Annotated in this window: 23 protein-coding genes and 2 tRNA genes; 8 read left to right on the top strand and 17 right to left on the bottom strand. The window is 71.1% G+C overall.

What is annotated here, in order from left to right:
- Window positions 1–2 precede the first annotated feature (2 nt).
- The 4 genes from ACTHAM_RS01525 to pknB are packed head-to-tail and all read left to right on the top strand — an operon-like array spanning window position 3 to window position 6,194.
- Window positions 3–1,472, top strand: coding sequence for an FtsW/RodA/SpoVE family cell cycle protein (locus ACTHAM_RS01525; protein WP_440683996.1), 1,470 nt, complete (start codon window positions 3–5; stop codon window positions 1,470–1,472).
- Complete coding sequence (locus ACTHAM_RS01520) at window positions 1,469–2,920, top strand: peptidoglycan D,D-transpeptidase FtsI family protein (protein WP_440683995.1); 1,452 nt, start codon at window positions 1,469–1,471, stop codon at window positions 2,918–2,920. The genes ACTHAM_RS01525 and ACTHAM_RS01520 overlap by 4 nt, the downstream gene beginning before the upstream one ends.
- Window positions 2,917–4,197, top strand: a complete 1,281-nt coding sequence (locus tag ACTHAM_RS01515) for a serine/threonine-protein kinase (protein ID WP_440683994.1) — start codon at window positions 2,917–2,919, stop codon at window positions 4,195–4,197. Before ACTHAM_RS01520 ends, ACTHAM_RS01515 begins: the two co-directional genes overlap by 4 nt.
- Window positions 4,197–6,194, top strand: coding sequence for a Stk1 family PASTA domain-containing Ser/Thr kinase (pknB, locus tag ACTHAM_RS01510; RefSeq protein WP_440683993.1), 1,998 nt, complete (start codon window positions 4,197–4,199; stop codon window positions 6,192–6,194). Before ACTHAM_RS01515 ends, pknB begins: the two co-directional genes overlap by 1 nt.
- Before the next feature lie 88 nt (window positions 6,195–6,282).
- Here pknB and ACTHAM_RS01505 read toward each other — a convergent pair whose 3' ends face one another.
- The 4 genes from ACTHAM_RS01505 to ACTHAM_RS01490 are packed head-to-tail and all read right to left on the bottom strand — an operon-like array spanning window position 6,283 to window position 8,684.
- On the bottom strand, window positions 6,283–6,906 hold the full coding sequence (locus tag ACTHAM_RS01505) for an aminodeoxychorismate/anthranilate synthase component II (protein WP_440684183.1): 624 nt from the start codon (window positions 6,904–6,906) through the stop codon (window positions 6,283–6,285).
- Between the two features lies 1 nt (window position 6,907).
- On the bottom strand, window positions 6,908–7,069 hold the full coding sequence (locus ACTHAM_RS01500; protein WP_440683992.1) for a hypothetical protein: 162 nt from the start codon (window positions 7,067–7,069) through the stop codon (window positions 6,908–6,910).
- Window positions 7,066–7,827 carry a class E sortase gene (locus tag ACTHAM_RS01495; RefSeq protein ID WP_440683991.1) on the bottom strand — a complete coding sequence of 254 codons (762 nt, stop codon included), beginning with the start codon at window positions 7,825–7,827 and terminating at the stop codon, window positions 7,066–7,068. The genes ACTHAM_RS01500 and ACTHAM_RS01495 overlap by 4 nt, the downstream gene beginning before the upstream one ends.
- The gene (locus tag ACTHAM_RS01490) at window positions 7,824–8,684 is read right to left on the bottom strand and encodes a DUF881 domain-containing protein (protein WP_440683990.1); all 861 of its coding nucleotides are present in this window, start codon (window positions 8,682–8,684) and stop codon (window positions 7,824–7,826) included. Before ACTHAM_RS01490 ends, ACTHAM_RS01495 begins: the two co-directional genes overlap by 4 nt.
- A gap of 118 nt (window positions 8,685–8,802) precedes the next feature.
- Here ACTHAM_RS01490 and ACTHAM_RS01485 point away from each other — a divergent pair, with 118 nt between their 5' ends.
- Window positions 8,803–9,051, top strand: a complete 249-nt coding sequence (locus ACTHAM_RS01485; protein ID WP_440683989.1) for a cell division protein CrgA — start codon at window positions 8,803–8,805, stop codon at window positions 9,049–9,051.
- A gap of 253 nt (window positions 9,052–9,304) precedes the next feature.
- On the opposite strand, the gene ACTHAM_RS01480 is transcribed toward ACTHAM_RS01485, so the two are convergent.
- A complete protein-coding gene (locus tag ACTHAM_RS01480) occupies window positions 9,305–9,925 on the bottom strand; it encodes a rhomboid family intramembrane serine protease (RefSeq protein ID WP_440683988.1) in 621 nt (206 codons plus the stop codon).
- Here ACTHAM_RS01480 and ACTHAM_RS01475 point away from each other — a divergent pair.
- Entirely contained in the window at window positions 9,915–10,040 is a 126-nt protein-coding gene (locus tag ACTHAM_RS01475; RefSeq protein WP_440683987.1) for a hypothetical protein, read from the top strand. The two genes, ACTHAM_RS01480 and ACTHAM_RS01475, sit on opposite strands and share 11 nt — an antisense overlap.
- Before the next feature lie 172 nt (window positions 10,041–10,212).
- Here ACTHAM_RS01475 and ACTHAM_RS01470 read toward each other — a convergent pair whose 3' ends face one another.
- Window positions 10,213–10,752, bottom strand: coding sequence for a peptidylprolyl isomerase (locus ACTHAM_RS01470; protein WP_440683986.1), 540 nt, complete (start codon window positions 10,750–10,752; stop codon window positions 10,213–10,215).
- 148 nt (window positions 10,753–10,900) lie between these two features.
- Between ACTHAM_RS01470 and ACTHAM_RS01465 the strand changes: the two genes are divergently transcribed.
- Window positions 10,901–11,770: a hypothetical protein gene (locus ACTHAM_RS01465; protein WP_440683985.1), complete on the top strand. Its 870-nt coding sequence runs from the start codon at window positions 10,901–10,903 to the stop codon at window positions 11,768–11,770.
- 70 nt (window positions 11,771–11,840) lie between these two features.
- Here the strand turns inward: ACTHAM_RS01465 and ACTHAM_RS01460 are convergent, their stop codons facing one another.
- The 4 genes from ACTHAM_RS01460 to ACTHAM_RS01445 all read right to left on the bottom strand — a co-directional run bounded on the left by ACTHAM_RS01460 (window position 11,841) and on the right by ACTHAM_RS01445 (window position 16,469).
- Window positions 11,841–12,632 carry an ABC transporter permease gene (locus tag ACTHAM_RS01460; RefSeq protein ID WP_440683984.1) on the bottom strand — a complete coding sequence of 264 codons (792 nt, stop codon included), beginning with the start codon at window positions 12,630–12,632 and terminating at the stop codon, window positions 11,841–11,843.
- Window positions 12,629–13,471, bottom strand: coding sequence for an ABC transporter permease (locus ACTHAM_RS01455; protein WP_440683983.1), 843 nt, complete (start codon window positions 13,469–13,471; stop codon window positions 12,629–12,631). The genes ACTHAM_RS01460 and ACTHAM_RS01455 overlap by 4 nt, the downstream gene beginning before the upstream one ends.
- Window positions 13,468–14,394, bottom strand: coding sequence for an ABC transporter ATP-binding protein (locus ACTHAM_RS01450; RefSeq protein WP_440683982.1), 927 nt, complete (start codon window positions 14,392–14,394; stop codon window positions 13,468–13,470). Before ACTHAM_RS01450 ends, ACTHAM_RS01455 begins: the two co-directional genes overlap by 4 nt.
- Before the next feature lie 89 nt (window positions 14,395–14,483).
- Window positions 14,484–16,469 carry a penicillin-binding transpeptidase domain-containing protein gene (locus tag ACTHAM_RS01445; RefSeq protein ID WP_440683981.1) on the bottom strand — a complete coding sequence of 662 codons (1,986 nt, stop codon included), beginning with the start codon at window positions 16,467–16,469 and terminating at the stop codon, window positions 14,484–14,486.
- 244 nt (window positions 16,470–16,713) lie between these two features.
- Between ACTHAM_RS01445 and ACTHAM_RS01440 the strand changes: the two genes are divergently transcribed.
- Window positions 16,714–17,256: a hypothetical protein gene (locus ACTHAM_RS01440; RefSeq protein WP_440683980.1), complete on the top strand. Its 543-nt coding sequence runs from the start codon at window positions 16,714–16,716 to the stop codon at window positions 17,254–17,256.
- Window positions 17,257–17,327: 71 nt separating this feature from the next.
- Here ACTHAM_RS01440 and ACTHAM_RS01435 read toward each other — a convergent pair whose 3' ends face one another.
- The 7 genes from ACTHAM_RS01435 to gyrB form a co-directional block, all read right to left on the bottom strand.
- The gene (locus ACTHAM_RS01435) at window positions 17,328–18,434 is read right to left on the bottom strand and encodes a hypothetical protein (protein ID WP_440683979.1); all 1,107 of its coding nucleotides are present in this window, start codon (window positions 18,432–18,434) and stop codon (window positions 17,328–17,330) included.
- 177 nt (window positions 18,435–18,611) lie between these two features.
- A tRNA-Ala gene (locus ACTHAM_RS01430) sits at window positions 18,612–18,687 on the bottom strand.
- A gap of 60 nt (window positions 18,688–18,747) precedes the next feature.
- A complete protein-coding gene (locus tag ACTHAM_RS01425) occupies window positions 18,748–18,867 on the bottom strand; it encodes a DLW-39 family protein (RefSeq protein ID WP_218866562.1) in 120 nt (39 codons plus the stop codon).
- A 21-nt stretch (window positions 18,868–18,888) separates the two neighbouring features.
- Window positions 18,889–18,962 (bottom strand) — tRNA-Ile (locus tag ACTHAM_RS01420).
- Between the two features lie 91 nt (window positions 18,963–19,053).
- Window positions 19,054–19,941 (bottom strand): DUF3566 domain-containing protein, encoded by an 888-nt coding sequence (locus ACTHAM_RS01415; protein WP_440683978.1) that lies wholly within the window; start codon window positions 19,939–19,941, stop codon window positions 19,054–19,056.
- Window positions 19,938–22,559: a DNA gyrase subunit A gene (gyrA, locus tag ACTHAM_RS01410; protein ID WP_440683977.1), complete on the bottom strand. Its 2,622-nt coding sequence runs from the start codon at window positions 22,557–22,559 to the stop codon at window positions 19,938–19,940. The genes ACTHAM_RS01415 and gyrA overlap by 4 nt, the downstream gene beginning before the upstream one ends.
- A 47-nt stretch (window positions 22,560–22,606) precedes the next feature.
- The gene (gyrB, locus tag ACTHAM_RS01405) at window positions 22,607–24,670 is read right to left on the bottom strand and encodes a DNA topoisomerase (ATP-hydrolyzing) subunit B (protein ID WP_440683976.1); all 2,064 of its coding nucleotides are present in this window, start codon (window positions 24,668–24,670) and stop codon (window positions 22,607–22,609) included.
- Between the last annotated feature and the right edge of the window lie 59 nt (window positions 24,671–24,729).

The following is a 24,729-nucleotide window of genomic DNA, read 5'->3' as shown; positions in this document are numbered from 1 at the left end:
TGATGGCAACCGTGCAGCCGCACCGTCTGCGTGCCGGTCGGGGGACCGAGCTGTGGCTCCTGGGCCTCGCGCTGGCCATCGGCATCGGTGCGTACGCCATGGTCGGGCTCGGCACGCAGGGCTCCGTCCCGGCCGACGTGCTCGGGTACGGCGGCGGCCTGGTGGCGCTCGGCTTCGGCATGCACCTGGTGCTGCGGTGGCGGGCGCCCTACGCGGACCCGGTGATCCTGCCGGTCACGGTCGCGCTCAACGGCATCGGCCTGGCGATGATCTACCGGATCGACCTGGCGCGTGCCGCACGGGGCAGCGAGGTGGAGTTCGCCGGCAAGCAGCTGGCCTGGACGGCGCTGTCGATGGTCCTCGCGGCCGTCGTGCTGATCCTGCTGCGCGACCACCGCACGCTGCGGCGCTACACGTACACGGCCATGATCGTCGGTCTCGTGCTGGTCGTCCTGCCGCTCGCCCCGGGCATCGGGCAGACCATCAACGGTGCGCGCATCTGGGTGCGTGTCGGCGGGGTGGGCCTGCAGCCGGCCGAGCTGGCCAAGATCGTCCTGGCGATCTTCTTCGCCGGGTACCTGGTGACGCACCGGGACACCCTCGCGCTGGCCGGTCCGCGTGTGGCCGGGCTGCAGCTGCCGCGCGCCCGTGACCTCGGGCCGATCATCGTGGTGTGGGCGGTCTCGCTCGCGGTGCTGGTATTCGCCCGCGACCTGGGCACGTCGCTGCTGTTCTTCGGCCTGTTCGTCGCGATGCTGTACCTGGCCACCGAACGCACCAGCTGGGTCGTCATCGGCCTGGTGCTGTTCGGCGGCGGGGCCCTGGCCGCCGCGACCGCGTTCCCGCACGTGGGGGCGCGGTTCGACGTGTGGCTGCACGCGCTCGACCCCGAGATCTTCGAGCGGTACCCCGGCGGGTCCGGGCAGCTGGTCCGCGGGCTGTACGGCCTGGCCAGCGGTGGACTGTTCGGCACCGGCTGGGGTGAGGGCCGACCGGACCTGGTGCCGTACGCCGAGTCGGACTTCATCGTCGCCTCGCTCGGCGAGGAGCTCGGCCTGACGGGCCTGCTGGCCATCCTGGTGCTGTACGCGATCCTCACCGAGCGTGGCATGCGCACCGCCATCGGCGTCCGCGACGGCTTCGGCAAGCTGCTCGCCGGCGGACTGGCGTTCGTGGTCGCGTTCCAGTGCTTCGTGGTGGTCGGCGGGGTGACCCGCATCATCCCGTTGACCGGTCTGACCACGCCTTTCCTGGCCTACGGTGGGTCGTCCCTGCTGGCCAACTGGGTGATCGTGGCGCTGCTGCTGCGCATCTCCGACGAGGCCCGCCGTCCGGCTCCCCTGGTCCGTCCCTTCACACCGGCATCCGGTGAGCCGATCGTCCTCGGTGACGAGACCGCGCACGGCGACCGCGAGGTCGGCGGCGAGGGTGACGACCAGCCCACCGAACGAATCGAAGGAGTGCCGCGATGAACACGCCGCTGCGGCGTCTGGCGAGCGTCGCGCTCGCCATGTTCCTCGCGCTCATGGTCGGCACCACGTGGGTGCAGTACGTGCAGGCCGACTCGCTCAACAACGACCCGCGCAACGTCCGCACGCTGTACCGCGAGTACGGCAACGCTCGTGGCCCGATCGTGGTGGCAGGCGAGGCGGTCGCGTCCTCGGTCGAGGTCGACGACGCGTTCGGCTACCAGCGCACCTACGCCAACGGTGAGCTCTACTCGGCCCTGACCGGCTACTACTCGATCGTCAACGGCCGGTCCGCGCTGGAGAAGTACGCGAACGACCAGCTCACGGGCCGGTCCGACCAGCTGTTCTTCACACGCCTGCGCGACGTGCTCACCGGACGCAGCCCCGAGGGCGCCGCGGTCGAGACGACGATCCTGCCGGCCGCGCAGCAGGCCGCCCGGGACGGACTGGGGGACCAGCAGGGCGCCGTGGTGGCCATCGAGCCGTCGACCGGCAAGATCCTCGCGCTGGTGTCGACCCCCGGTTTCGACCCGACCGTGCTGGCCACGCACGACACGACGGCCGCCAACGCCGCGTACCAGGAGCTGCTCGCGGCCGACGGCGACCCGCTGGTCAGCAACGCGATCAGCGAGATCTACCCGCCCGGATCCACGTTCAAGCTGGTCACCGCCGCGGCAGCCCTCGAGTCCGGGCAGTACACGGCCGACTCGACGCTGCCGGCGCCCGTCGAGCTCGACCTGCCGTTGACGTCGGCCACGCTGGGCAACTTCGGCGGCGGCGGCTGCGGCGCCGACCCGATCACCCTCGCGGACGCGCTGCGCATCTCGTGCAACACGGCCTTCGCCCAGCTCGGGATGGACCTCGGCGACGACGCCCTGCGCACGCAGGCCGAGCGGTTCGGGTTCGGGATGAGCGACCTGACCATCCCGATGCTGGTGGCCGAGAGCGTGTTCCCCGACGAGCTCGACGCCCCGCAGACCGCGCAGTCGTCCATCGGCCAGTACAGCGTGGCCGCCACACCCCTGCAGATGGCCATGGTGTCGGCCGCGATCGCGAACGGCGGGGTGCTCATGACCCCGTACACGGTGCAGGCGGTGCGTTCGGCCGACCTGACCGTGGTCGACGAGACCACCCCGACCGAGCTGTCGACCGCGGTGTCGCCCGGTACCGCCACCACCCTGACCTCGATGATGGTCGGCGTCGTGCAGAACGGGTCCGGGACCGCCGCGCAGATCAGCGGCGTGCAGGTCGCCGGCAAGACCGGTACCGCGCAGACCAGCACGGACGAGGCGCCGCACGCGTGGTTCACCGGGTTCGCCCCGGCCGACAACCCGCAGGTGGCCGTCGCGGTGCTCGTCGAGCACGGCGGGTCCGTCGGCTCCGAGGCCACCGGCGGGAAGATCGCCGCACCCATCGCGAAGGCCGTCATGCAGGCGGTGCTGGGCTCATGAGGGCAGAACCCGGGGTCGCGCTGGGCGGCCGCTACCGACTGGTCCGACCGATCGCCGTCGGCGGCATGGGCGAGGTGTGGTCGGCGTACGACGAGGCCCTCGCCCGCGACGTGGCCGTCAAGGTGCTCAAGGAGGAGTTCGCGGGCGATCCCGGGTTCCTCGAGCGGTTCCGCACCGAGGCCCGCAACTCCGCGTCGCTGTCGCACCCCAACATCGCCCAGCTGTTCGACTACGGCGAGGTCGAGGGTTCCGGCTACCTGGTCATGGAGCTCGTCGTCGGCGAACCCCTGTCCGACCTGCTCGAACGCGAGCCCGTCCTGCCGATCCGCCGCCTGCTGCCCGTGCTGGCGCAGACCGCCCGCGCCCTGCACGCCGCCCACCAGGCCGGGGTCGTGCACCGCGACGTGAAGCCCGGCAACATCCTCATCGGCCGCGGCGGCAAGGTGAAGATCACCGACTTCGGCGTCTCGCTCGCCCAGAACCAGATCACCATGACGGCGACCGGCATGGTCATGGGCACCGCGCAGTACCTGTCACCCGAGCAGGCCGTCGGCAAGGCCGCCACCCGCCTGTCCGACCTGTACTCCCTGGGCATCGTGGCGTACGAGGCGCTCGCCGGGAACCGGCCGTTCACCGGGCCGACGGCCGTCGACATCGCCGTCGCGCACGTGAACAACCCGGTGCCGCCGCTGCCCGCGTCGGTCGACCGCCGGGTCGCCGAGCTGGTGCTGCGCCTGCTGTCGAAGGACCCGGCGCAGCGCCCGCAGTCCGGTGCCGAGCTGGCCGACATGTTCGACCGGCTGGTGCCCCGCACGCCGCCGAGCGGTGTCCCGGTGCTCGTCTCCACACCGGTGCGCCCGCAGGACAACTTCGCCCGCCGCCCCCAGCAGCCGGTCCGCGGCCTGGTGCCGCCGTCCTACCCGCCTCGGCGTGACCTGCGCCCCGACGACGGCGTCCCCGCCCGGGTGCGGGCCGGGGCGCAAGGGCTGTTCGGGTGGTGGGGACGGCTGCCCCGACACCTGGCCTGGCCCCTGGTCGCCGCGGTGCTGCTGGTGGTCGCCCTGCTCGGCGCAGCCCTGGCCAACACCGTCAGCGGAGCGCAGTCCGGCCCCCCGGCCGCACCTGTCACCATGTCCCAAGTCGATCACGACGCGAGCGACTACTCTCAGGGCGGCCTGCACGATGGAATGATCAGCGTGCACGTGCCCATCGGCACCGGCGCGGACCCGACAGGGACTCGCAGTTCTCTCGCACCGACGGAAGTGAAGGACGCCTAGTGGTGGACAGCGGATCGCGGATCCTCGCCGGACGCTACGCGGTCGGTGAGCTCATCGGCCGCGGCGGCATGGCCGAGGTGCACATCGGCCATGACAACCGTCTCGGTCGGACCGTCGCCATCAAGATCCTGCGGTCGGACCTGGCCCGTGACCCGTCCTTCCAGGCGCGGTTCCGCCGTGAGGCCCAGGCGGCGGCCTCGCTGAACCACCCGGCGATCGTGGCCGTGTACGACACCGGCGAGGACACGTTCACCGAGGCCAGCGGCAACGTCGCCCACGTGCCGTTCATCGTCATGGAGTACGTCGAGGGGCACACCGTCCGCGGCATCCTGCGCGACGGCCAGGCCGTGCCGATCGAGGAGGCCGTCGAGATCACCGTCGGTGTCCTCTCGGCGCTCGAGTACTCCCACCACGCGGGCATCGTGCACCGCGACATCAAGCCCGCCAACGTCATGCTGACGCCCACGGGTGCCGTCAAGGTCATGGACTTCGGCATCGCGCGCGCCGTGGCCGACTCCCAGGCCGGCATGACGCAGACGCAGGCCGTGATCGGCACCGCGCAGTACCTGTCGCCCGAGCAGGCGCGCGGCGAGACCGTCGACGCCCGCTCCGACCTGTACTCCACCGGCTGCCTGCTGTTCGAGCTGCTCACGGGCCGCCCGCCGTTCATGGGCGACTCGCCGGTGGCCGTCGCGTACCAGCACGTGCGGGAGGCCGCCCCGACGCCGAGCTCGCTCGCGCAGGACGTCCCCGACACCCTCGACCGCATCACGCTGAAGGCCCTGGCCAAGGAGCGCGACCACCGGTACTCGACGGCTGCGGAGTTCCGCGCCGACCTCGAGGCCGTGCTGCGCGGCGGTCCGGTGTCCGCCCCGGCCGTCGGTGCCGTGGGCGCCGTCGTCGCGGCGTCGGCACCGTACGGCGCCGATGCGACCCAGGTCATGACCGCGCCGGGCATGGCCCCCGTGCCGACCCAGACACTGCCTCCGACCGTCTCTCCCTGGGGCACGACGGGTGGTGTGCTGCCCAGCGGTCCCGACGAGCCCGACGAGCCGAACAAGCGCCCGTGGCTGCTGTGGACACTCATCGGCGTCGCCCTGCTCGCCGTGGGCGGCATCATCGCGATCCTGATGAACATGGACAGCGGCCCGGAGGAACCGGTGACCAAGCCCGTGCCCGACGTGGTGAACATGGTCGAGGCCGACGCCGTGAGCGCGTTGACCGAGGCCGGGTTCCAGACCAAGCGCACCCAGGCGGCCTCCACCGAGGTGCCCGAGGGCTCCGTCATCAGCACCGACCCCGCGGCCGGAGAGCAGGCCGAGGAGGGTTCGACGGTCTCCTACGTCGTCTCCGCCGGCCCGGACACGGTGACCGTGCCCGACGTGGCCGGTCAGACCGCGGACCAGGCGACCAAGACCCTCACCGACAGGGGCCTGGTCGTCGACCCGGTGCAGGAGCAGGACAACAACCCGGCCTACGAGCGCGGCGAGGTGACCGCCACGACCCCTGCGGCGCAGACACCCGTCGCTGCCGGCTCGACCGTCAAGCTCTCGGTGTCCACCGGCAACGTGGAGCTCGAGTCGCTGCTCGGTGCGACGCGCGACGCCGCACTCGCCCGCCTGAACGACCTCAAGCTCGTCGGGAACACCACCGAGGTCGAGTCGGACGAGCCTGCAGGAACGGTCATCACCCAGGACCGCAGCGGCCTGCTCGAGCAGGGCACCACCGTGAACCTGGAGATCGCCAAGGCGCGCGCGGCGCTCACGGTCCCGAGCAACCTGCCCAACATGACGTACGACGACGCCGTCCGCACCCTCAACGCCGCCGGGCTTCAGAACGTCCAGCGCCAGAACGTGCCGTCTAGCCTGCGAAAGGACCTGGTCGTGTACTCGGACCCGTCCGGTGGAACGGAGGTCGAGCCGGATCAGCTCATCGTCCTGTACGTCTCCGACGGGACACAGCCGGCCGATCAGCCCACGGGAAACTCGGGCGGCTGACGCCCGTCGCCGCGCAGCCGAAAGGGCCCGACCGGAGCAGCTGCTCGGGTCGGGCCCTTCGTCGTCGATCAACCAGCCTGGGGGCCGCTCACACGCGCACGAGCGGGTGCAGCCCCTCCGAGCGGCCCACGGCCTGCTCGTCGCCGCACACCGCGAGCCAGTTGGCCAGCAGCCGGTGCCCGCCCTCGGTCAGCACCGACTCGGGGTGGAACTGCACCCCGTGCAGAGGCAGCGACCGGTGCTGCAGGCCCATGATGATCCCGTTGGCGCGCGCCGTGACGACCAGCTCGTCGGAGATCGTCCCGTCGACCACGGCCAGCGAGTGGTAACGCGTCGCGGTGAACGGTGAGGGCAGTCCCGCCAGGACACCCAAGCCGTCGTGCGTGACGGGGCTCGTCTTGCCGTGCATGAGCTCAGGGGCGTGCGTGACGGTGCCACCGAACACCTCCCCGAGGGCCTGGTGGCCCAGGCACACCCCCAGCATCGGCGTACCGGTGGCCGCGCAGTCCCGGATCACCTGCAGGCTCGCCCCCGCGTCGGCGGGTGTCCCCGGGCCGGGGGAGACCAGCACACCGTCGTAGCCGGTGCGCTCGGCCAGGGGCGGCACCGCGTCGTTGCGCACCACGACCGTCTCGGCGCCGAGCTGGTTCAGGTAGCCGACGATCGTGTAGACGAACGAGTCGTAGTTGTCGACCACGAGGATCCGCGTCACGTCACTCACCCACAGTCGTGTCGTTGAAGGGCATGAAGGGCGCCACGGCAGGGAACACCCAGGTGAAGCACACCGCCAGCAGCGCGAACGCGGCGACGGTCAGGATCGCGACGCGCACGCCGGCCGGACCTGGTAGGTGCCGCCACAGCCATCCGTACATCATGCGCCTCCGGTGAGCTCGGCCGGTGTGCCGTCCGCGACGGGCGACCAGTGGTCCAGCACGCCGTGCACCACGTACCGCTCGCGCGCCGAGAACATCGGGTGGCACGTGGTCAGGGTGATCAGGCGTTCGGTGGGCGTCGCTGCCGGGTCGTCGGGAACTGGCGCGATCACACGGACGTCCTGCGGGGTGACGACCTCGGTCGAGGTGACCCGGTACACGTACCAGGTGTCCTGCGTGCGCACGACGAGCGCGTCGCCGACCTGCAGCTCCTGGATCCGGTTGAACGGCTTGCCGTACGTGGCCCGGTGGCCGGCCACGGCGAAGTTGCCGACACCGCCGGGCATGGCCGTGCCGGGGTAGTGCCCGATGCCGAGCACGTCCAGCACGGTGGCCTTCTCGATGCCCTGGCTGATCGGCCGTTCCGGTTCGCCGGACCAGCGCGGCACCTGCAACGTGGCGAACGTGGTCGCCAGGTCGGGTTCGACCATGACCGGCGGTTCGGTGTCCTCGGCGGGGGCGGTCGGTGCGGCCGTGGCCACGGTGGTGGGCGCCTCCCACCCGAGGTCCTCGACCACGGCGGCCTGGGCACGGTTGCCCTGCACATCCGTCCACCACAGCTGCCAGGCGAGGAATGCCAGCAGCACGACTCCGGCGGTGATGAGCAGCTCACCGATCACCCCGACGGCCCCGTAGGCCATGGTGGACGCGCTCGACGGGGCGTGCCCGCGGCTGTGCCGGGGGGGTGCCGCGGTGGTCACCCGTCACTCCCGTCAGATCCGTCGGACGGCTCCGCGTCGGCGGTACCGGCGGCCGTGGGCTCGGACGGCGAGTTCAGGGTCGTGGTGGCCGGTTCGGCGCCGGGCATCACCTCGACACCCTCGGGCACGGTGGCCCACGTCAGGTCGGTGGCCCCGGTGAACGCGGGCAGCTCGAGGTTGTCCTTCTCCTTGACGTCCCAGCCCAGGCCGTACGCGTCGACGTACTCGAGGTAGATCCCGACCTCGACCGACTTGTCCAGTGCGGCGAGCAGCCGCTCGGGGTCGCCGATCGCGGAGACGGTGAACGGCGGGGAGTAGGCCAGACCGTGCAGCCGCAGCACGTTGCCCGAGCACCAGAACGCGCTGGTCGAGATGACCCGCTGGTCCATGAGGGCCATCGCCTCCGCGCCGCCGGCCCACAGGGCGTTCATCACGGTCTGCATGTCCTGCTGGTGGACGACCAGGTCGTCGGGCCGGGCACCGCTGTTGCTGAGGGCGTCCGCAGGGGCGTCGTCCAGGGTGACGACGATGCCCGCGCCGCGGACGGGCACCGCACCGCCTGCCACCACGTACCCCGGGGCCGGCGACGTCTGCGGCGATCCCGCGGCGGCATTCGCCTCGGCGGTGAGCGCGTCGACCTGCGCGCGCAGGTCGTCGACCTGGGAGGCGAGCGAGGTGACCCGGTCTGCCTCCTTGAGGGCCAGCTCACGCAGGTCCTGCGGGTGGCGGTCGGTCGAGCTGCGGTGCGCCAGGGAGGCATTCGCGGCGAAGAGCGCGCCCGACAACGCCAGGACCACGGCGACCGCCCAGGTGCCGCGGCGCACTCCTCGTCGCGCCCGGTGCGGGTGGTCGTTCACGCGGATCCCTTCGACAGGTGTGGTCCCCACTACGCTAGGTCACGTCGTGCCCTTCGTGGGACCGTCAGAGCCTGGGCGGGACGCTCGCCCCACCCTCACCGGACAGGAGTCACCGGACGTGCCTGAGTCCAAGTCGCGCAAGAAGGCCTCGTACACCCCGCCCCCGGGCAAGGCCGCCGCACCGAAGCCCAACCCGGTGTGGTTCGTGCCCGTGATGCTGGGTCTGATGCTGCTAGGCCTGGCGTGGATCGTGGTGACGTACCTGTCGAGCGCGCGGTACCCGGTGCCCGGGATCGAGCAGTGGAACCTGGCGATCGGCTTCGTGCTGATCATCGCCGGGTTCGGGATGACCACGCGCTGGCGCTGACGCCGGCACCATCTCGCACGGTCCCGCACGTGGCTGTGCGGCGTCGGGCGACGAAGTTCTCCACGGGTTCGTCCCCAGGTGGGGATGAGCCGAACCGCGTCGGGTAGCGCCGCTTCCCGCTCCGGACGGCGTCCCCATCCCCAGCAGTGCACAACTCTGTGGATAACTACACGGGTGTTATTCCACAGGTGTGGGCAACGCTGGGGACGTGGCCGGCAGGCCTGAATCGTTCGTCAGGACGGCTCAGGAGCGGTCACAGCAGGCCGACGGAACCCAGCGCCAGCACGGACAGCAGCAGGAGGGCTCCTGCGACGCCGAGGCTCGCGGCGATGCTGACGGCCTTCTGCCGCCCGCGAGGCGCGTACGCGTAGGCGGCACCCAGCAGCGCCCCGGTCACCAGACCACCCAGGTGCGCCTGCCACGAGATCCCCGGCAGCACGAACCCGAGCACCGCGTTCACGACCAGGATGCCGATGATGCCCCCGGCATCACGCCCGAGCCGACGCAGCACCACGAGCACCGCGCCGAACAGGCCGAAGACCGCACCCGAGGCGCCCACGAGCCCGACCATCCAGCCGCTCGTGGCCGTGGCCAGCACCAGCGCACCGACCGATCCACCGATCGCGCTCAGCAGGTACAACGTGATGTACCGCGCCCGGCCCAACGCCAGCTCGAGCCACGGCCCGACCATCCACAACGCGATCATGTTGAACACGATGTGCGTGATCTGGCCGGGGGAGTGCAGGAACGCCGCCGTGAGGAACGTCCACGGCTCGCGTGCGCCGAACGCCGGCACGAACATCCACCGTGTCGTCCACCCCGGCACCAGGTACTGCAACGCGTACGAACCCACGCACAGCACGATGATCGCCATCGTCACGACCGGGCGCTCGTGGCGTACCCGGCCGCCGAACACCGTCCGCGTGGCCGGGGCAGCCCGCGCCGCCTCGGCCACGCAGTCGACGCACTGCACCCCGACGGCCGCCTGACGCTGGCAGTCGGGGCACGTCGGCCGCCCGCAGCGCTGGCACCGCACGTACGAGACCCGGTCGGGGTGACGTGGGCACACGGGCGCCGCGGACGGCATGGACGGCTGGACCGGCTGGTCGCTCGTCATCGGCAGGCGATCGTTCTCGTCGGTCCTTCGCAGGGGGTGCGGACTCAGTCCTCGATGGTCACCGACTGCAGGACGATGTCCTGCACGGGACGGTCACCGGGGCGCGTGGGTGCCGTCGCGATCGCGTCGACCACGGCACGGCTGGCGTCATCGGCCACCGCACCGAAGATCGTGTGCTTGCCGTTCAGCCACGGCGTGGCCGCCACCGAGATGAAGAACTGCGAACCGTTCGTGCCCGCCGGCTTGCCGGTGATCGGGTCACGGCGCAGGCCCGCGTTGGCCATCGCCAGCAGGTAGGGCTCCGAGAACGTCAGCTCGGGGTGGATCTCGTCGTCGAACTGGTAGCCCGGGCCTCCACGACCCGTACCCAGCGGGTCGCCGCCCTGGACCATGAACCCGTCGATCACACGGTGGAACACGATGTCCTTGTACAGCGGGTCGGTGCGCTCGGCGCCCGTCTGCGGGTCCTTCCAGGCCTTCGAGCCGGTGGCCAGGCCGACGAAGTTCTCGACGGTGCGCGGCGCGTGGTTCGGGTACAGCTCGATCCGGATGTCCCCGGCGGTCGTGTGCATGATCGCGAACATGCACCCAGTGTTCCACGGCTCCCCGGAGCAGGACCCGCGCCCGTGTTCGCCCGCGGCGGACCACGAGCGACGCACGGCGCGCAGCGCTGCGGTCCGCCGCCCACGGTGGCAGAGTGGGAGGTCAGGCCACCGATCACCGGGAGTGGACATGACCTTGCACCTGCGCCGTCCGTCGATCGACGTCGACACCGAGACCCTCAAGGCCCAGGCGGCCGACCTGGGCGCGACGATCGCCGAGGTCGCCGGCCAGACCCGCGCCACCGCCGGCGTGGCTGCCGCGCAGGCGGCCGAGGCCGCCGGTCACGCCAAGGACTGGACCGCGCCGAAGGTCGAGGCGTTCGTCGACTGGCTGCTGCCGCGCGTCGAGCACCTGTACAAGGAGAGCGTCATCGCCGCGGCGCCCCGGGTGGAGAAGGCAGCCGAGCGTGCCACCCCCGCCATCGGCACCGCGCACGACAAGCTGGTCGACGAGCTGCTGCCCAAGCTGGTGCACGCCGTCAACGCGGCCGCGGACCGCGCCGCGGACGCGGCCGACGCCGCTGCGGCAGCCGCCTCGGCCGCCGTCACGGAAGCCGCTGCGCAGGCGAAGCCGCGCAAGCACACCGGGGCCAAGATCTTCTGGGCGGTGACGGCGGTGGCCGCCATCGGTGCGGCTGTCGCCGCGTGGAACAAGAACCGGTCGACCGTCGACCCGTGGGCCGAGCCGTGGGAGCCCACGGCACCCGAGGTCACCGAGACGTTCCGCGCCCGCGCCCACGAGGCCAAGGAGGAGCTCACCGACGTGGCGGCGCAGGCCGCCGAGACGGTCGGTGAGGTCGCCGGGGCCACGGTCGCCAAGAGCCGCCAGGCGGCCGGCAAGGTGGCCGAGGCCGCCGACGACCTGACGGAGAAGGTCACCGGTGCCGCCAAGGACCTGACCGAGAAGGTCGCCGAGGCCCGTGACACCACGGTCGACGTCGCGAAGAAGGCCACCCGACGCGCGGCCCCGAAGAAGCCCACCGAGGGCACGGACGCCTGACGGAGCCTGCCGCAGCGACACGGACGCCGAGGACCCGGCTGAGCCCCGAGCTCGCCGGGTCCTCGTGCGTTCAGTCGAGGAACAGGGCTCGCAGCCGCCGCGTCGTGAGCACCACGCCCGCGGCGATCATCACCACGAAGTAGGCCACGTGCCCCAGCATCGCGGCGTCCAGCAGCCCGGTGGTCAGACCGCGCACCAGCTCGACGGCATGCCACAGCGGCAACGCCTGGATCAGCCACTGCACCGCCTGCGGGTACACGCTCAGGGGGTAGAAGGTGGCCGAGAACAGGAACATCGGCAGCATCACGAAGTTGATCCAGTCCATCTGCTGGAAGGTCTTCATGTAGCTGGTGACGGCCATGCCCACCGCGGCGAACGCGAACGCGACCAGCAGCACCGCCGGGATGGACAGCACCGCTGTCCAGGCCAGGTTCAGCCCCATGACCTGCATGACGGTCAGGAACCCGATGGCGTACACCCCGCCGCGCAGCAGCGCGTAGCAGATCTCGCCGAACGCGACGTCGAGCGGGCCCAGGGATGTCGACAGCATCGACTGGTAGAGCTTGCCGAAGTGCATCTTGAAGAAGACGTTCCAGGTGGAGTCGTACACGGCACCGTTCATCGCCGACACGGCCAGCAGCGCAGGGGCGATGTAGGCGGCGTACGAGATCGCCCGGCCGTCGGCCAGCGTCACGTCACCGATGTAGGTGCCCAGCCCCACGCCCATGGCGATGAGGAAGAACACCGGCTCGAAGAACCCCGAGACGACCACGGTCCACGTCGACGACCGTGCCGCCATGAGGCCACGGACGACCACGACCCGCGCGTTGCCCGCGTACAGCGAGCCGACCCCGGCCCTCATCCGCGCAACCTCCTCACGAACGCGCGCCGGGCGAGGATCCCACCAGCGGCCGCCATCGCCACGAGCACCAGCACGTGCAGCGCCACCTGCCAGCTCGGCTCGGTGGTCCCGTAGCTGACCGCCCGGCCGAGCTCGGAGCCGTGCCACAGCGGCGAGACCCAACCGATCCACTGCAGCCAGGCCGGCAGGGTGGTGATCGGGTAGAACGTGCCCGAGAACAGGAACATCGGGGTGAACACGAAGCGCTGCACCATGGCGAACTGCCCGGAGTCGTCCTTCAACCCTGCGGCGTAGGCCATCAGCGGCAGGCCGAACGCCATGCCCGACAGCAGCCCGACGAACGGCAGCACGAGCGCCGCCGAGACATTCGGCACACCGCCGAGCGCGAGCGCGAGCGCCGCGTACACCACCGTGGTGAAGAGCATCCGGGCGCCGACGGCGATCACCTGACCCTCTGCGACCTGGGCGGGGGACACCGGCGAGGCGTTGATGCCCCAGAAGGTCCGCCGCCACTTGAAGCCCTCCATGACGGCGTACGTGAACTCCTCGCTCGCCACCGACACCGCAGCCGTGGCCAGCAGCGCGGGTGCCACGAACACCACGTAGTCGACCGTGCCGTGCGGGCCGGACGCGACCGGCTGGTCGAGGAACGCCGCCAGGCCCAGGCCGATGCCCAGCAGGTACAGCAGCGGGTTGCCGACGCTGCCGATGACGATCGTCCAGCCGTACGCCCGCATGGCCCGCAGCCGGTGCTCGGCCACGTAGAGCGCGCCGAACCGGCGGGGTCGGGCCGCGGCGGCGACGGCCTCCTCGAGGGCCTGGGGGCTCGTGGCGCTCACTCGATCAGACTCCGCCCGGTCAGCCGGAGGAACACGTCCTCCAGGCTCGAGCGTCGTACCAGGCTGGTCGTCGGGTGCAGCCCCCGGTGGGCGACCTGCTCGAGCACCGCCTCGCCGTCGTCGGCGTACAGCAGCACCCGGTCGGGCAGCACCTCGACGCGGACGGCCAGGTCGCCCAGCCGGGTCGCGGCGTCGGCGTTGCGGTCGGAGCCGAACCGCAGCTCGACGACCTCGCGCGAGGAGTGCTCACGGATCAGCTGCGCCGGGCTGCCCTCGGCCATGATCCTGCCGTGGTCGACCACCACGAGCCGGTCGCACAGCTGCTCGGCCTCGTCCATGTAGTGGGTGGTCAGCACCAGCGTGGTGCCGCGCTCCTTGAGCCGGAACAACCGGTCCCACAGCACGTGCCGCGCCTGCGGGTCCAGGCCGGTGGTCGGCTCGTCGAGCATGAGGATGCGCGGTTCGTTGATGAGTGCCCGCGCGATCGTCAGCCGACGCTTCATGCCGCCGGACAGGTCGTCGACCTTGGCGGCACGCTTGTCCTCCAGCTGCGCGAACTGCAGCAGCTCGTCGGCGCGCTGCGCGCACAGGGCACGCGGCAGGCCGAAGTACCGCCCGTAGACGATGAGGTTGTCGCGCACCTTCAGCTCGGTGTCGAGGTTGTCCTCCTGCGGCACCACACCGAGCCGGGAGCGGATCTCCGGTCCGTGCGTCTCGGGGTCCAGGCCGAGCACCTGCAGCGTGCCGCCGCTGCGCGAGGAGACCGCGCCGACCATGCGCATGGTCGTGGACTTGCCGGCGCCGTTGGGCCCGAGCAGGCCGAAGGCCTCACCGGGGGCGACCTCGAAGTCGATGCCGTCGACGGCGACCAGCTCACCGAAGCGCTTGGTCAGGCCGGAGGCCGCGATCACGGGTGGGGTCACGTCGCACCACTCTAGGAGGGCCGTCCGACACCGCCCAGCGGTTTCCTGTCCACGACTGCCCTGGTCAGCCGGCCGGGGCTCTGCTGCGGTCAGAGCGCCTGGGCGGCTGCCGACGTCAGGAAGGCCTCCATGAGCGGACCAGCGGTCGTCGAGCCGAAGTCACCGGTCTCGACGAACACCGCGACCGCGAGGTCGCCCTGCACCGCGATCATCCAGGCGTGGTTGTGCATGTCCTCGCCCGACCCGGTCTGCGCCGTGCCGGTCTTGGCGCCCACCGGCTCGCCGGGCACATCCTGCAGGAACGTCGCCCCGCCCTCGGTGACGACGGCGCGCATGAGCGTGCGCAGCGACTCGGCCTCCGCATCGGTGAGCGGTGTCGCCGCGGAGGTCGCCGCGGGGGACTCCTCGGCCTCGTCCGTGCCCCCCGTGGCCGCCGGACGCACCAGGACCGGGACCACCTGGTGGCCGGCAGCGACCGAGGCCGCCACGGTCGCCATGCCCAACGGCGAGGCGAGCACCTGACCTTGCCCGATCATCGAGGCGGCGTGCGCGGTGCCATCCGCGTCGGCGGGGACCGCACCGAGGAACGACGCGAACCCGAGCGACGCCTCCGGCACGAGCCCGAGGGAGGCGGCGGCCTCGACGAGAGCCTCCTGCGGGGCCTGGTCCCGCGCCCCGATGAAGGCCGTGTTGCAGGAGTTCGCGAACGCCGTGCTGAGCGGGATGTCGCCGTTGTGCGCCGTGGGGTAGCCGGGGAAGTTCTGGAACGCCCGCCCGTCGACCGTGACGGACGTCGGGCAGGTCACCGTGCTGGTGGGCGTCAGGCCGGCGCGCAGCAGGGCCAGCGTGGAGACCACCTTGAACGTCGACCCCGGGGCGTACTGCCCGAGCGTGGCGGTCGACATGCCCTCGCCGCCGGTTCCGGAGGCGACGGCGAGCACCTCACCGGTCGAGGGCCGCAGCGCGACGATCGCCGACGCCGGCGCCACCTCGGCGAGCACCTGCTCGGCCGTCGTCTGCAGGTCCACCACGAGAGTCGTCTCGAGCGCCGTGCCGGGCGTTGGTTCCACGTGGAACAAGTCCCGCACCGCGGCGCCGTCCGCCGATGTCGCGCGGATCGTCAGGCCGGGCAGGCCGCGCAGCTGGGCGTCGTACTGCCGCTGCAGCCCGCCCAGACCCGTGCGGTCGCCCGCCACCAGCGCACCGTCCGACTGCTCGACCAGCTCGGCCGTCGCCTCACCCACCGTGCCGAGCACCGGACGGGCGAACAGGCGCGTGGGGGCCAGGGGGAGCGTGTCCTTCACCAGGTTGACGCCGTCGATCGCACCCAGCGCGGTCGTGTCGTACGCCGGGTCACCCTCACGCACCACGATCGCCTCGACGAAGGCCTTCTCGCCCGCCGCCGCCACCCGGGCGGCGTACTCGTCCGGGTCGATCTCGAGCGCGGCGGCCAGCTCACGCGCCGCGGCATCCTGCCCGGTGGCGTCGACGTGGGTCTTGTCGACCCCGACCCGCACCACAGCCCGCGGCTCGACGATCGCGGACCCACCCGCACCCAGCACCGTGGCCCGTTCGGCCTGCACCCGCTCGACCGACAGCGTCTCGCCGTCGACCAGGTCCGGCACCAGCAGCGACGGCCGCCACGTCACCCGCCACACGTCCTCGGCGTCGCGTGCCAGGCGGGCGGTCGTGGAGTACGTCCACGTGCCCGAGCCGACGTCCCACACGTAGTCCATGACCACCGAGGCGACGTCCTCGTCCTGCTCGTCGATCACCGGAGCACCGGCCTCCACGGTCGGCGACCACGGAGCCAGCGGGGCGAACGTGTCGGCCCGCACCTGGGTGACCGTGGCGACGTCAGGGGAGTCCGTGGCGAACACGACGGAGCCGAGGTCACCCGACTCGAGGCCGTCGGCCAACGCCTGTGCCGCCTTCTCGGGCCCCGGACGGTCCGCCGAGCACGCCGTGAGCCCGACCGTCCCGAGACCGAGCACGACGAGCAGAGCGGCGGTCCTGCGCAGGCGCACCGTCGTCGCCGTGCGTCCGTCCCGCACCCCGTGAACGTCCCGCGTCATCGTGCCCCCTGGCTCTGCTGTGTCGTCCCGTCGCGGCGCACCGCGCACGACGAGCCCGGTCGACCCACCGGCCCGTCCTCGAGCCTCCCAGGTCACAGGCTCGTGCGGGCGCGAACGCACCGACCTTCACCGCTCCTCCGCACCGCACCCCGGCTCGGGCCGCTGACCAGGTCGTCCGCGCTGCGTTGACCATGGAGTGGTCAAGGACGTTCTATCGGTCCTCCAAAGCCGGTACCGTGCGCACATGCAGCTCGCGTCACTGAAGAACCGGATCCGGATCGCGCTCACCACGACGATCGTCGACGAGTGGAGCCTGCTGTCGACGACCTCGGGCACGAGCCGACCCACCGAGCGCGGTGTCGCGTTCCACCTGGGATGGCACCTGCGCCCCATGATCGAGCGGTCCTGGGACATCGACTGCGAGTACAACCGTTCCGCCATGGACCTCGAGGCCGTCGTCGCCCTGGAGGACGTCGAGGGTCGCGGCATCCCCGACCTGATCGTGCACCACCGCGGCAACCTGGGCCCCGAGCACAACCTGCTGCTGCTCGAGCTCGCGACCGACCGGATCAGCCCCGACGGTGCCGAGTTCAAGCGCGCCCGCGCCCTGCAGCAGCGCTTCGGCTACCAGTACGCCGGCCTGCTCGACCTGCGCCTGGGCATCGACGGCAAGCTCCTCGCCCCGCACTGGCAGTGGTCCACCCTCGAGGACGGCCCCGTCGACGACAGCGAGGTCTACACCCCCGAGATGCTCGCCGACGTCATCAGCCGCACCTCGGGGGCCTGACCGACGCTTCCTCCGCAGTACCGCACGCCGACTGTCGCCACCCTCGCGACCCCGTTCACCGCGTGCCCCGGTCAGTCCCCACCGTTCTCCCGACGGGGGTGGCCGGTCGCCGCCAACGCACCACCGGCCGCGATCATCGCCGCCGACAACGCCACGAGGACGCCCGTCTCTGAACCCGTGGACGCCAGTCGTGCGGTGTCCGTCGGGCTGACGACCTCCAGGTTCGCGCCGTCGTGCGCGAGAAGACCGTCGGGGGCCGTGACGGTCGCGCTCACGCTCGAGGCGGCGCCCGCGGAGGCGAACGGCGCTGCACTGGCCCGAGGAGCGGCAGCCAGCCCGAGCCCTCCGGCCGCTACCACCGCGAGCATCACCGCCGACGCGATCCGTGCCGCCTCCGCGCGCCCGTCGAGCAGCTCGACCCCGTCGAGGACCGCGACGACGTCACCGGGGAACTCCTCGAGCAGCCGGACCACGGCGCCAGGGTTCCCCGAGGCGACGCTGCTCAGCGGCAGCTCACCCGGACGCAGCAGGGCCCGGCCGCCCGGCACGTCGAGCACCGGGGTGATCGCGATCGAGTACGACCCCTGCAGGACGTGCTCGAGGGGGTCGACCTCGCTGCGCACACCAAGCTCGACCCCTGCGGACGCGGCCAGGTCGAAGGCTCGCTCCAACGCCTCCGGTGTCTTCAGCTCGCTGATGCCGGTGGTCGGCTCGACAAGCGTCGCTGAGCTCCGGTGGGCCTGCGCGAAGCCGACGGCGAAGAGCACGCCATAGCCGGACATGCGGCCCGACTGCGTCATCCACGCGACGTCGCCGGGGACGTCACGGTCGCGCATGACCTGGATCGCGATCCCGGGGACGCCCAGGTCGGTCGCCATGGCCGCGCCCTGGGCTGCCCCGGCCAGGAACCGAGCCGGCTGGTCGGGCTGCGGCGTCGCGAGCACCAGGATCTGACGGCGCGCGCACTCGATGACGGCATGACGCACGTCGTACGCCCGCCCGCCGTCGCGCAGGGGGGCGTCGGGCGCCGTACGCGCCCAGCGCGCGGCGAACCCTCGGTCGTCGATGGCGGTGTGGAAGTGGGTGATCTCACCCACGAGGGGCGCGAGCCGGTGCAGCGCCTGGTCGCTCAGCAGGTGTCCGTTGAGGATCCCCGCGCTGAGCCGTTGCGTGCTCACCTGCGTCATCCGACAGCCCCCCGGTAGAGGCGCAGCCCTGCGCCTCTACCGTCCATGGTGGTCGCGCTCACACACGCCGGCAACAGGGGCGGGCGACGGGTGAGCCGCACCCCGGATGCACCGAACTCACGCTCGGGTGACGCAGGCGGTCGAGGTCCCTGACGGACGCTCGACGCGTGGTGGAGCCAAGGGGACTCGAACCCCTAACCCCCTGCTTGCAAAGCAGGTGCGCTACCAATTGCGCCATGGCCCCGTGCAGCACCAGAAGTGCCACGGGTGGTGATCCCTGTCGACCCACGAAGGGCCGGCCGGCTCACTCGAACGTGTCGGTGACCTCGGACCACAGGTCGCGCTCGTCGCGGTCCTGCACGTACCGCTGGTACACGACGTAACCGACGGCGGCCGCAGCCGCCAGGAGCAGGAGCTTCTTCATCAGTCCCCCACGGGTAGGGAGTGGGCCTAACAGGACTTGAACCTGTGACCTCTTCCTTATCAGGGAAGCGCTCTAACCGTCTGAGCTATAGGCCCGTGCGACATCCGCTGCGCGCGGGCGTGCCGTTGGAGACTACCGCAGCACCGCCGCCGCGCCCAAACCGATCAGCCGACCGTCACTCGTCGGTCACTCGTCGGTCATCGTGACGTGCACACCGCCGACCAGCGCGGCGACGATGTTGTACAAGAACGCCCCGATCGTGGACAGGGCGGTCAGCAGGAACACGTCGATGACCGCGACCAGTGTGGCCCCCGAGAGGATCTTGCTGAACTCGACGTACTGCAGGATGTCGACCTCGCTCTCGGTGCCGACGATCTGCGTCACCAGGTCGTCGGCCTTGGCGAACACCTGGAGACCGTCCAGCGTGAACCACACGACCGCCGCAGCCACGACGATCATGATGCCGATCGCCACGGACAGCAGGAACGACAGCTTCATCACCGACCACGGGTCCACGCGCGAGATCGACAACCGCACGCGACGCGGTGCCCCGTGCGGACCCACCACGGGCTGACCGGCCGTCGCCGGGCGGGAGCTCTCGCCGCTCGAGCCGGCCGGACGGGTCGTCGCGGACGGCGCAGCAGCACCGGCGGCAGAGGACGTCGTGGTCATCGGGGTGTCCTTCGGACGGGGACGGGTGAGCGAGGCTATCGCGGCCGACGTGCCACCGGCGGCCTTCTTGGCCCAGGCGGACACCGAGTCGACGGCGGCCAGCAGGGGCGAGGGCGGCTCGTCGGCGCCACCCGCGGGTGAGCCGTCGGGACCCGGTGCGGGAGCGGGGACGTCGTCGATGCGGCGCGCCGGCGCGACCTCCGCAGGGGCCTCGGCCACGGGTGCCTCGGTGCGGTCGACCTTCGGCGCGCGCGGTGCCTGCGCCGTCACCACGGGGGAGTCGGCACGGGCGGACGACGCCGTGCCCCCGGTCTGCCAGTCACCGGAGGCGGCCGAGCGCCCGCCTGCGGCGGGAGTCGGTCGCTTGCGGGGTGGGATCGAGGGCGGGACGGCGTCGGTCATGCATCCTCCGGGGTGGTCTCGGCGGCGGTGCCCGCGTCAGCCGGCACGTCAGCGGCGGGACGCGTGGCCCCCGGGTCGTCCGACGTGTCCTGATCGTCGGATCCGGAGGCATTCTCGGCGCCCACCGTACCCGCATCGTCCGCCAGGTGTCGCTCAGTGTTGCGGGCGACCGCGATGATCCGGTCCTGCGCATCGGGCTTGGCGAAGATGACGCCCTGCGTGGTGCGACCGGTCGCGTTGACCTCGGCCACGGCCGAGCGGACGACCTTGCCGCGCTCCATGATGACGAGCACCTCGTCCTCAGGGTCGACCACCAGGGCGCCGACCAGGTCACCGTTGGCCTCGGGCAGGTTCGCGACCTTGATGCCCAGGCCACCGCGCCCCTGCTGGCGGTAGTTCTCGACCGTGAGGGCCGTGCGCTTGGCGATACCCCCCTGCGTCACGGTGAACAGGAACGCGTCCTCCCGGACCCGGTCCATCGCCAGCAGCTCGTCCTCGCCGCGGAACTTCATGCCCGTGACGCCCGAGGTGGCCCGTCCCATCGGCCGCAGCGTCTCGTCGGAGGCGGTGAACCGCACCGACTGGCCCTTGCGGGACACCAGGATCAGGTCGTCGGTGGAGTCGGCCAGGCGCGCCGAGACCAGCTCGTCGGGGCGGCCGTCCTCGTCCTCGCGCAGGTTGATGGCGATGACGCCACCCGTGCGGTTCGAGTCGTACTCCGACAGGCGGGTCTTCTTCACCAGACCACGCTTGGTGGCCAGCACCAGGTGCTCTGCGGCGTCGTAGTCGCGCAGGTCGAGCACCTGGGCGATCTGCTCGCCCGGCTGGAACGCCAGCAGGTTCGCCACGTGCTGACCCTTGGCGTCACGGCCACCCTCGGGCAGCTCGTAGGCCTTGGCCCGGTACACGCGGCCGAGGTTCGTGAAGAACAGCAGCCAGTGGTGCGTCGTGGTGACGAAGAAGTGGTCGACGATGTCGTCCTCGCGCAGCTGCGCACCACGCACGCCCTTGCCGCCGCGCTTCTGCGCCCGGTAGTTGTCCGACCGGGTGCGCTTCACGTAGCCGCCACGGGTGATGGTGACGACCATCTCCTCCTCGGCGATGAGGTCCTCGATCGACACCTCGCCGTCGAACGGCAGGATCCGCGTGCGGCGCTCGTCGCCGTACTTGTCGACGACGACCTGCAGCTCCTCGCTGACGATCTCGCGCTGCCGCACGGGGGAGTCGAGGATCGCGCGGTAACCCACGATCAGCTGCTGGAGCGCGTCGTGACGCTCCATGATCTCCTGACGCTGCAGCGCGGCCAGCCGGCGCAGCTGCAGGTTGAGGATCGCGTTCGCCTGGATCTCGTCGACCTCGAGCAGGGCCATCAGACCGCTGCGCGCCTCGTCGACGTCGGGGGAACGACGGATGAGGGCGATGACCTCGTCGAGCGCGTCGAGCGCCTTGAGGTACCCGCGGTAGACGTGGATCTCCTCCTCCGCCTTGCGCAGGCGGTACTGCGTGCGGCGGACGATCACGTCGAGCTGGTGCGTGGTCCAGTGGCGCACGAACGCGTCGATGCTCAGCGTGCGCGGCACTCCGTCGACCAGGGCGAGCATGTTCGCGCCGAACGTGTCCTGCAGCTGCGTGTGCTTGTACAGGTTGTTCAGCACGACCTTCGCCACGGCGTCGCGCTTGAGCACGATGACCAGGCGCTGGCCGGTGCGGCCCGAGGTCTCGTCGCGGATGTCGGCGATGCCGGTGACGCGGTTTTCGCGGACCAGGTCGGCGATCTTCTTCGCCAGGGTGTCCGGGTTCACCTGGTACGGCAGCTCGGTGACCACCAGGCAGATGCGGCCCTGGATCTCCTCGACCTCGACGACCGCACGCATGGTGATCGAGCCACGGCCCGTGCGGTACGCGTCCTCGATGGCCTTGTGACCCAGGATCGTGGCGGCCGTGGGGAAGTCCGGGCCCTTGATGCGGACCAGGAGGGCCTCGAGCAGCTCCTCCTTCGTGGCCTCCGGGTGCTCCAGGTACCACTGGACGCCGTCGGCGACCTCACGCAGGTTGTGCGGCGGGATGTTCGTCGCCATGCCGACCGCGATACCGGCCGAGCCGTTGACCAGCAGGTTCGGGAACCGGCTGGGCAGCACGACGGGCTCCTGCGTGCGGCCGTCGTAGTTGTCCTGGAAGTCGACGGTGTCCTCGTCGATGTCGCGCACCATCTCCATGGCGAGCGGGGCCATCTTGCACTCGGTGTACCGCGGGGCGGCCGCCGGGTCGTCACCGGGGGAGCCGAAGTTCCCCTGGCCGGCCACCAGCGGGTACCGCAGCGACCAGTCCTGCACCAGGCGGACCAGGGCGTCGTAGATCGCCGTGTCACCGTGCGGGTGGTACTTGCCCATGACGTCGCCGACGACACGGCTGCACTTGGAGAACTGCCGGTCGGGGCGATAGCCGCCGTCGTACATCGCGTACAGCACACGGCGGTGCACCGGCTTGAGGCCGTCACGCACGTCGGGCAGCGCACGCCCCACGATGACGGACATCGCGTAGTCCAGGTACGAGCGCTGCATCTCCAGCTGCAGGTCGATCTGGTCGATGCGGCCGTGCTCGATGTCGTTCTCAGTCATTGCTTCTCAAGTCCTTCGGTCGTGGGGGCGTCGGGGTCGTCCCCACGTCAGATGTCGAGGAACCGCACGTCCTTGGCGTTGCGCTGGATGAACGAGCGACGCGACTCCACGTCCTCACCCATCAGCACCGAGAAGATCTCGTCGGCCGCAGCGGCCTCGTCCAACGTGACCTGCAGCAGCGTGCGGTGCTCCGGCGACATCGTGGTCTCCCACAGCTCGGAGTAGTCCATCTCGCCCAGACCCTTGTACCGCTGGATCGAGTTGTCCTTCGGCAGGCGCTTGCCCTTGGCCTGACCCTCGGCCACGAACGCGTCGCGCTCACGGTCGGAGTACACGTAGTCGTGCTCGGCGTTCGACCACTTGATGCGGTACAGCGGCGGCTGCGCCAGGTACACGTACCCGCCGGTGATCAGGTCCGGCATGTAGCGGAACAGCAGCGTCAGCAGCAGCGTGCGGATGTGCTGGCCGTCGACGTCGGCATCAGCCATCAGCACGATCTTGTGGTACCGCAGCTTGGCGACGTCGAAGTCCTCGCCGATGCCCGTGCCGAACGCCGTGATCAGCGCCTGCACCTCCTGGTTGCCCAGGGCCTTGTCCAGCCGCGCCCGCTCGACGTTGAGGATCTTGCCGCGGATCGGCAGGATCGCCTGCGTGCGCGGGTTGCGCCCACGGACCGCGGAACCACCGGCCGAGTCACCCTCGACGATGAAGACCTCGCACTCGGCGGGACGGTTCGACTGGCAGTCCTTGAGCTTGCCGGGCATGCCGCCCGACTCCAGCAGACCCTTGCGTCGGGTCGCCTCACGCGCCTTGCGGGCTGCCATGCGCGCTGCCGCGGCCTGGATCGACTTGCGGATGACGTCCTTGGCCTCGCCCGGGTGCGAGTCCAGCCAGTCGCCCAGCTGCTCGTTCACCACGCGCTGCACGAAGGTCTTGGCCTCGGTGTTGCCGAGCTTGGTCTTGGTCTGACCCTCGAACTGCGGCTCGCCGAGCTTGACGGAGATGACGGCGGTCAGGCCCTCGCGGATGTCGTCACCCGTGAGGTTGTCCTCCTTCTCCTTGAGGATGCCCTTCTCGCGCGCGTAGCGGTTGATCAGCGAGGTCATCGCCGCACGGAAGCCCTCCTCGTGCGTGCCGCCCTCGGTCGTCGAGATGGTGTTGGCGTACGTGTGCACCGACTCGGAGTACGCCGCGGTCCACTGCATGGCGATCTCGACGGAGATGCGCTTCTCGGTGTCCTCGGCCTCGAAGTCGATCACCTCGGGGTGCACCAGCTCGACCTTCTTCGCCGAGTTCAGGTGCTTGACGTAGTCGACCAGGCCGCCGTCGTACCGGTACGTCACCTGACGCACGGTCGCGGCCGGCTCGGCGGACTCGTTCTCGGTGCCCGACTCGCTGTCCGTGACCTCGTCGTCGGTCCCGGTGTGGGCCGGGCGCTCGTCGGTGAGCGAGATCTGCAGACCCTTGTTCAGGAACGCCATCTGCTGGAACCGGCTGCGCAGCGTCTCGAAGTCGTAGTCGACGGTCTCGAAGATCGACGGGTCCGCCCAGAACGTCTGCTGCGTGCCCGTCTCCTGCGTGGCCTCGCCCTGCTGCAGCTCGCCGGCCGGCTTGCCGCCGTCGGCGAAGTTCTGCTGCCACCGGTAGCCGTCGCGGCGGACGACGGTCTCCACACGCGTGGACAGCGCGTTCACGACCGAGATGCCCACACCGTGCAAGCCACCGGAGACCGCGTACCCGGCACCGCCGAACTTGCCGCCGGCGTGCAGGATCGTCATGACGACCTCGACCGTCGGACGGCCCTCGGTGGGGTGGATCGCGACGGGGATGCCACGGCCGTTGTCGGTCACGCGCACGCCGCCGTCGGCCTGCAGCACGACCTCGATGTGGTCGCAGTAGCCGGCCAGCGCCTCGTCGACGGAGTTGTCGACGACCTCGTACACCAGGTGGTGCAGACCACGGGCACCGGTCGAGCCGATGTACATGCCGGGACGCTTGCGCACCGCCTCGAGGCCCTCGAGGACGGTGATCGCGCTGGCGTCGTACCCGCCGTTGCTCTTCGCCTGTGCCGTGGTCTGCTGCGTCGAGTCGGTGCTGCTCTGTTCGGCCACGGGCGGTGGTGCTCCTCAAGGTCTCGCACGCGACGGAGAGGCCCGCCTGACCCTTTGGG

This window comes from Cellulomonas soli (assembly GCF_052036975.1).
GTDB lineage: Bacteria > Actinomycetota > Actinomycetes > Actinomycetales > Cellulomonadaceae > Cellulomonas > Cellulomonas soli_A.
The sequence above is the reverse complement of the archived record's forward strand: the minus strand, read 5'-3'. Positions and strand labels throughout refer to the sequence as shown.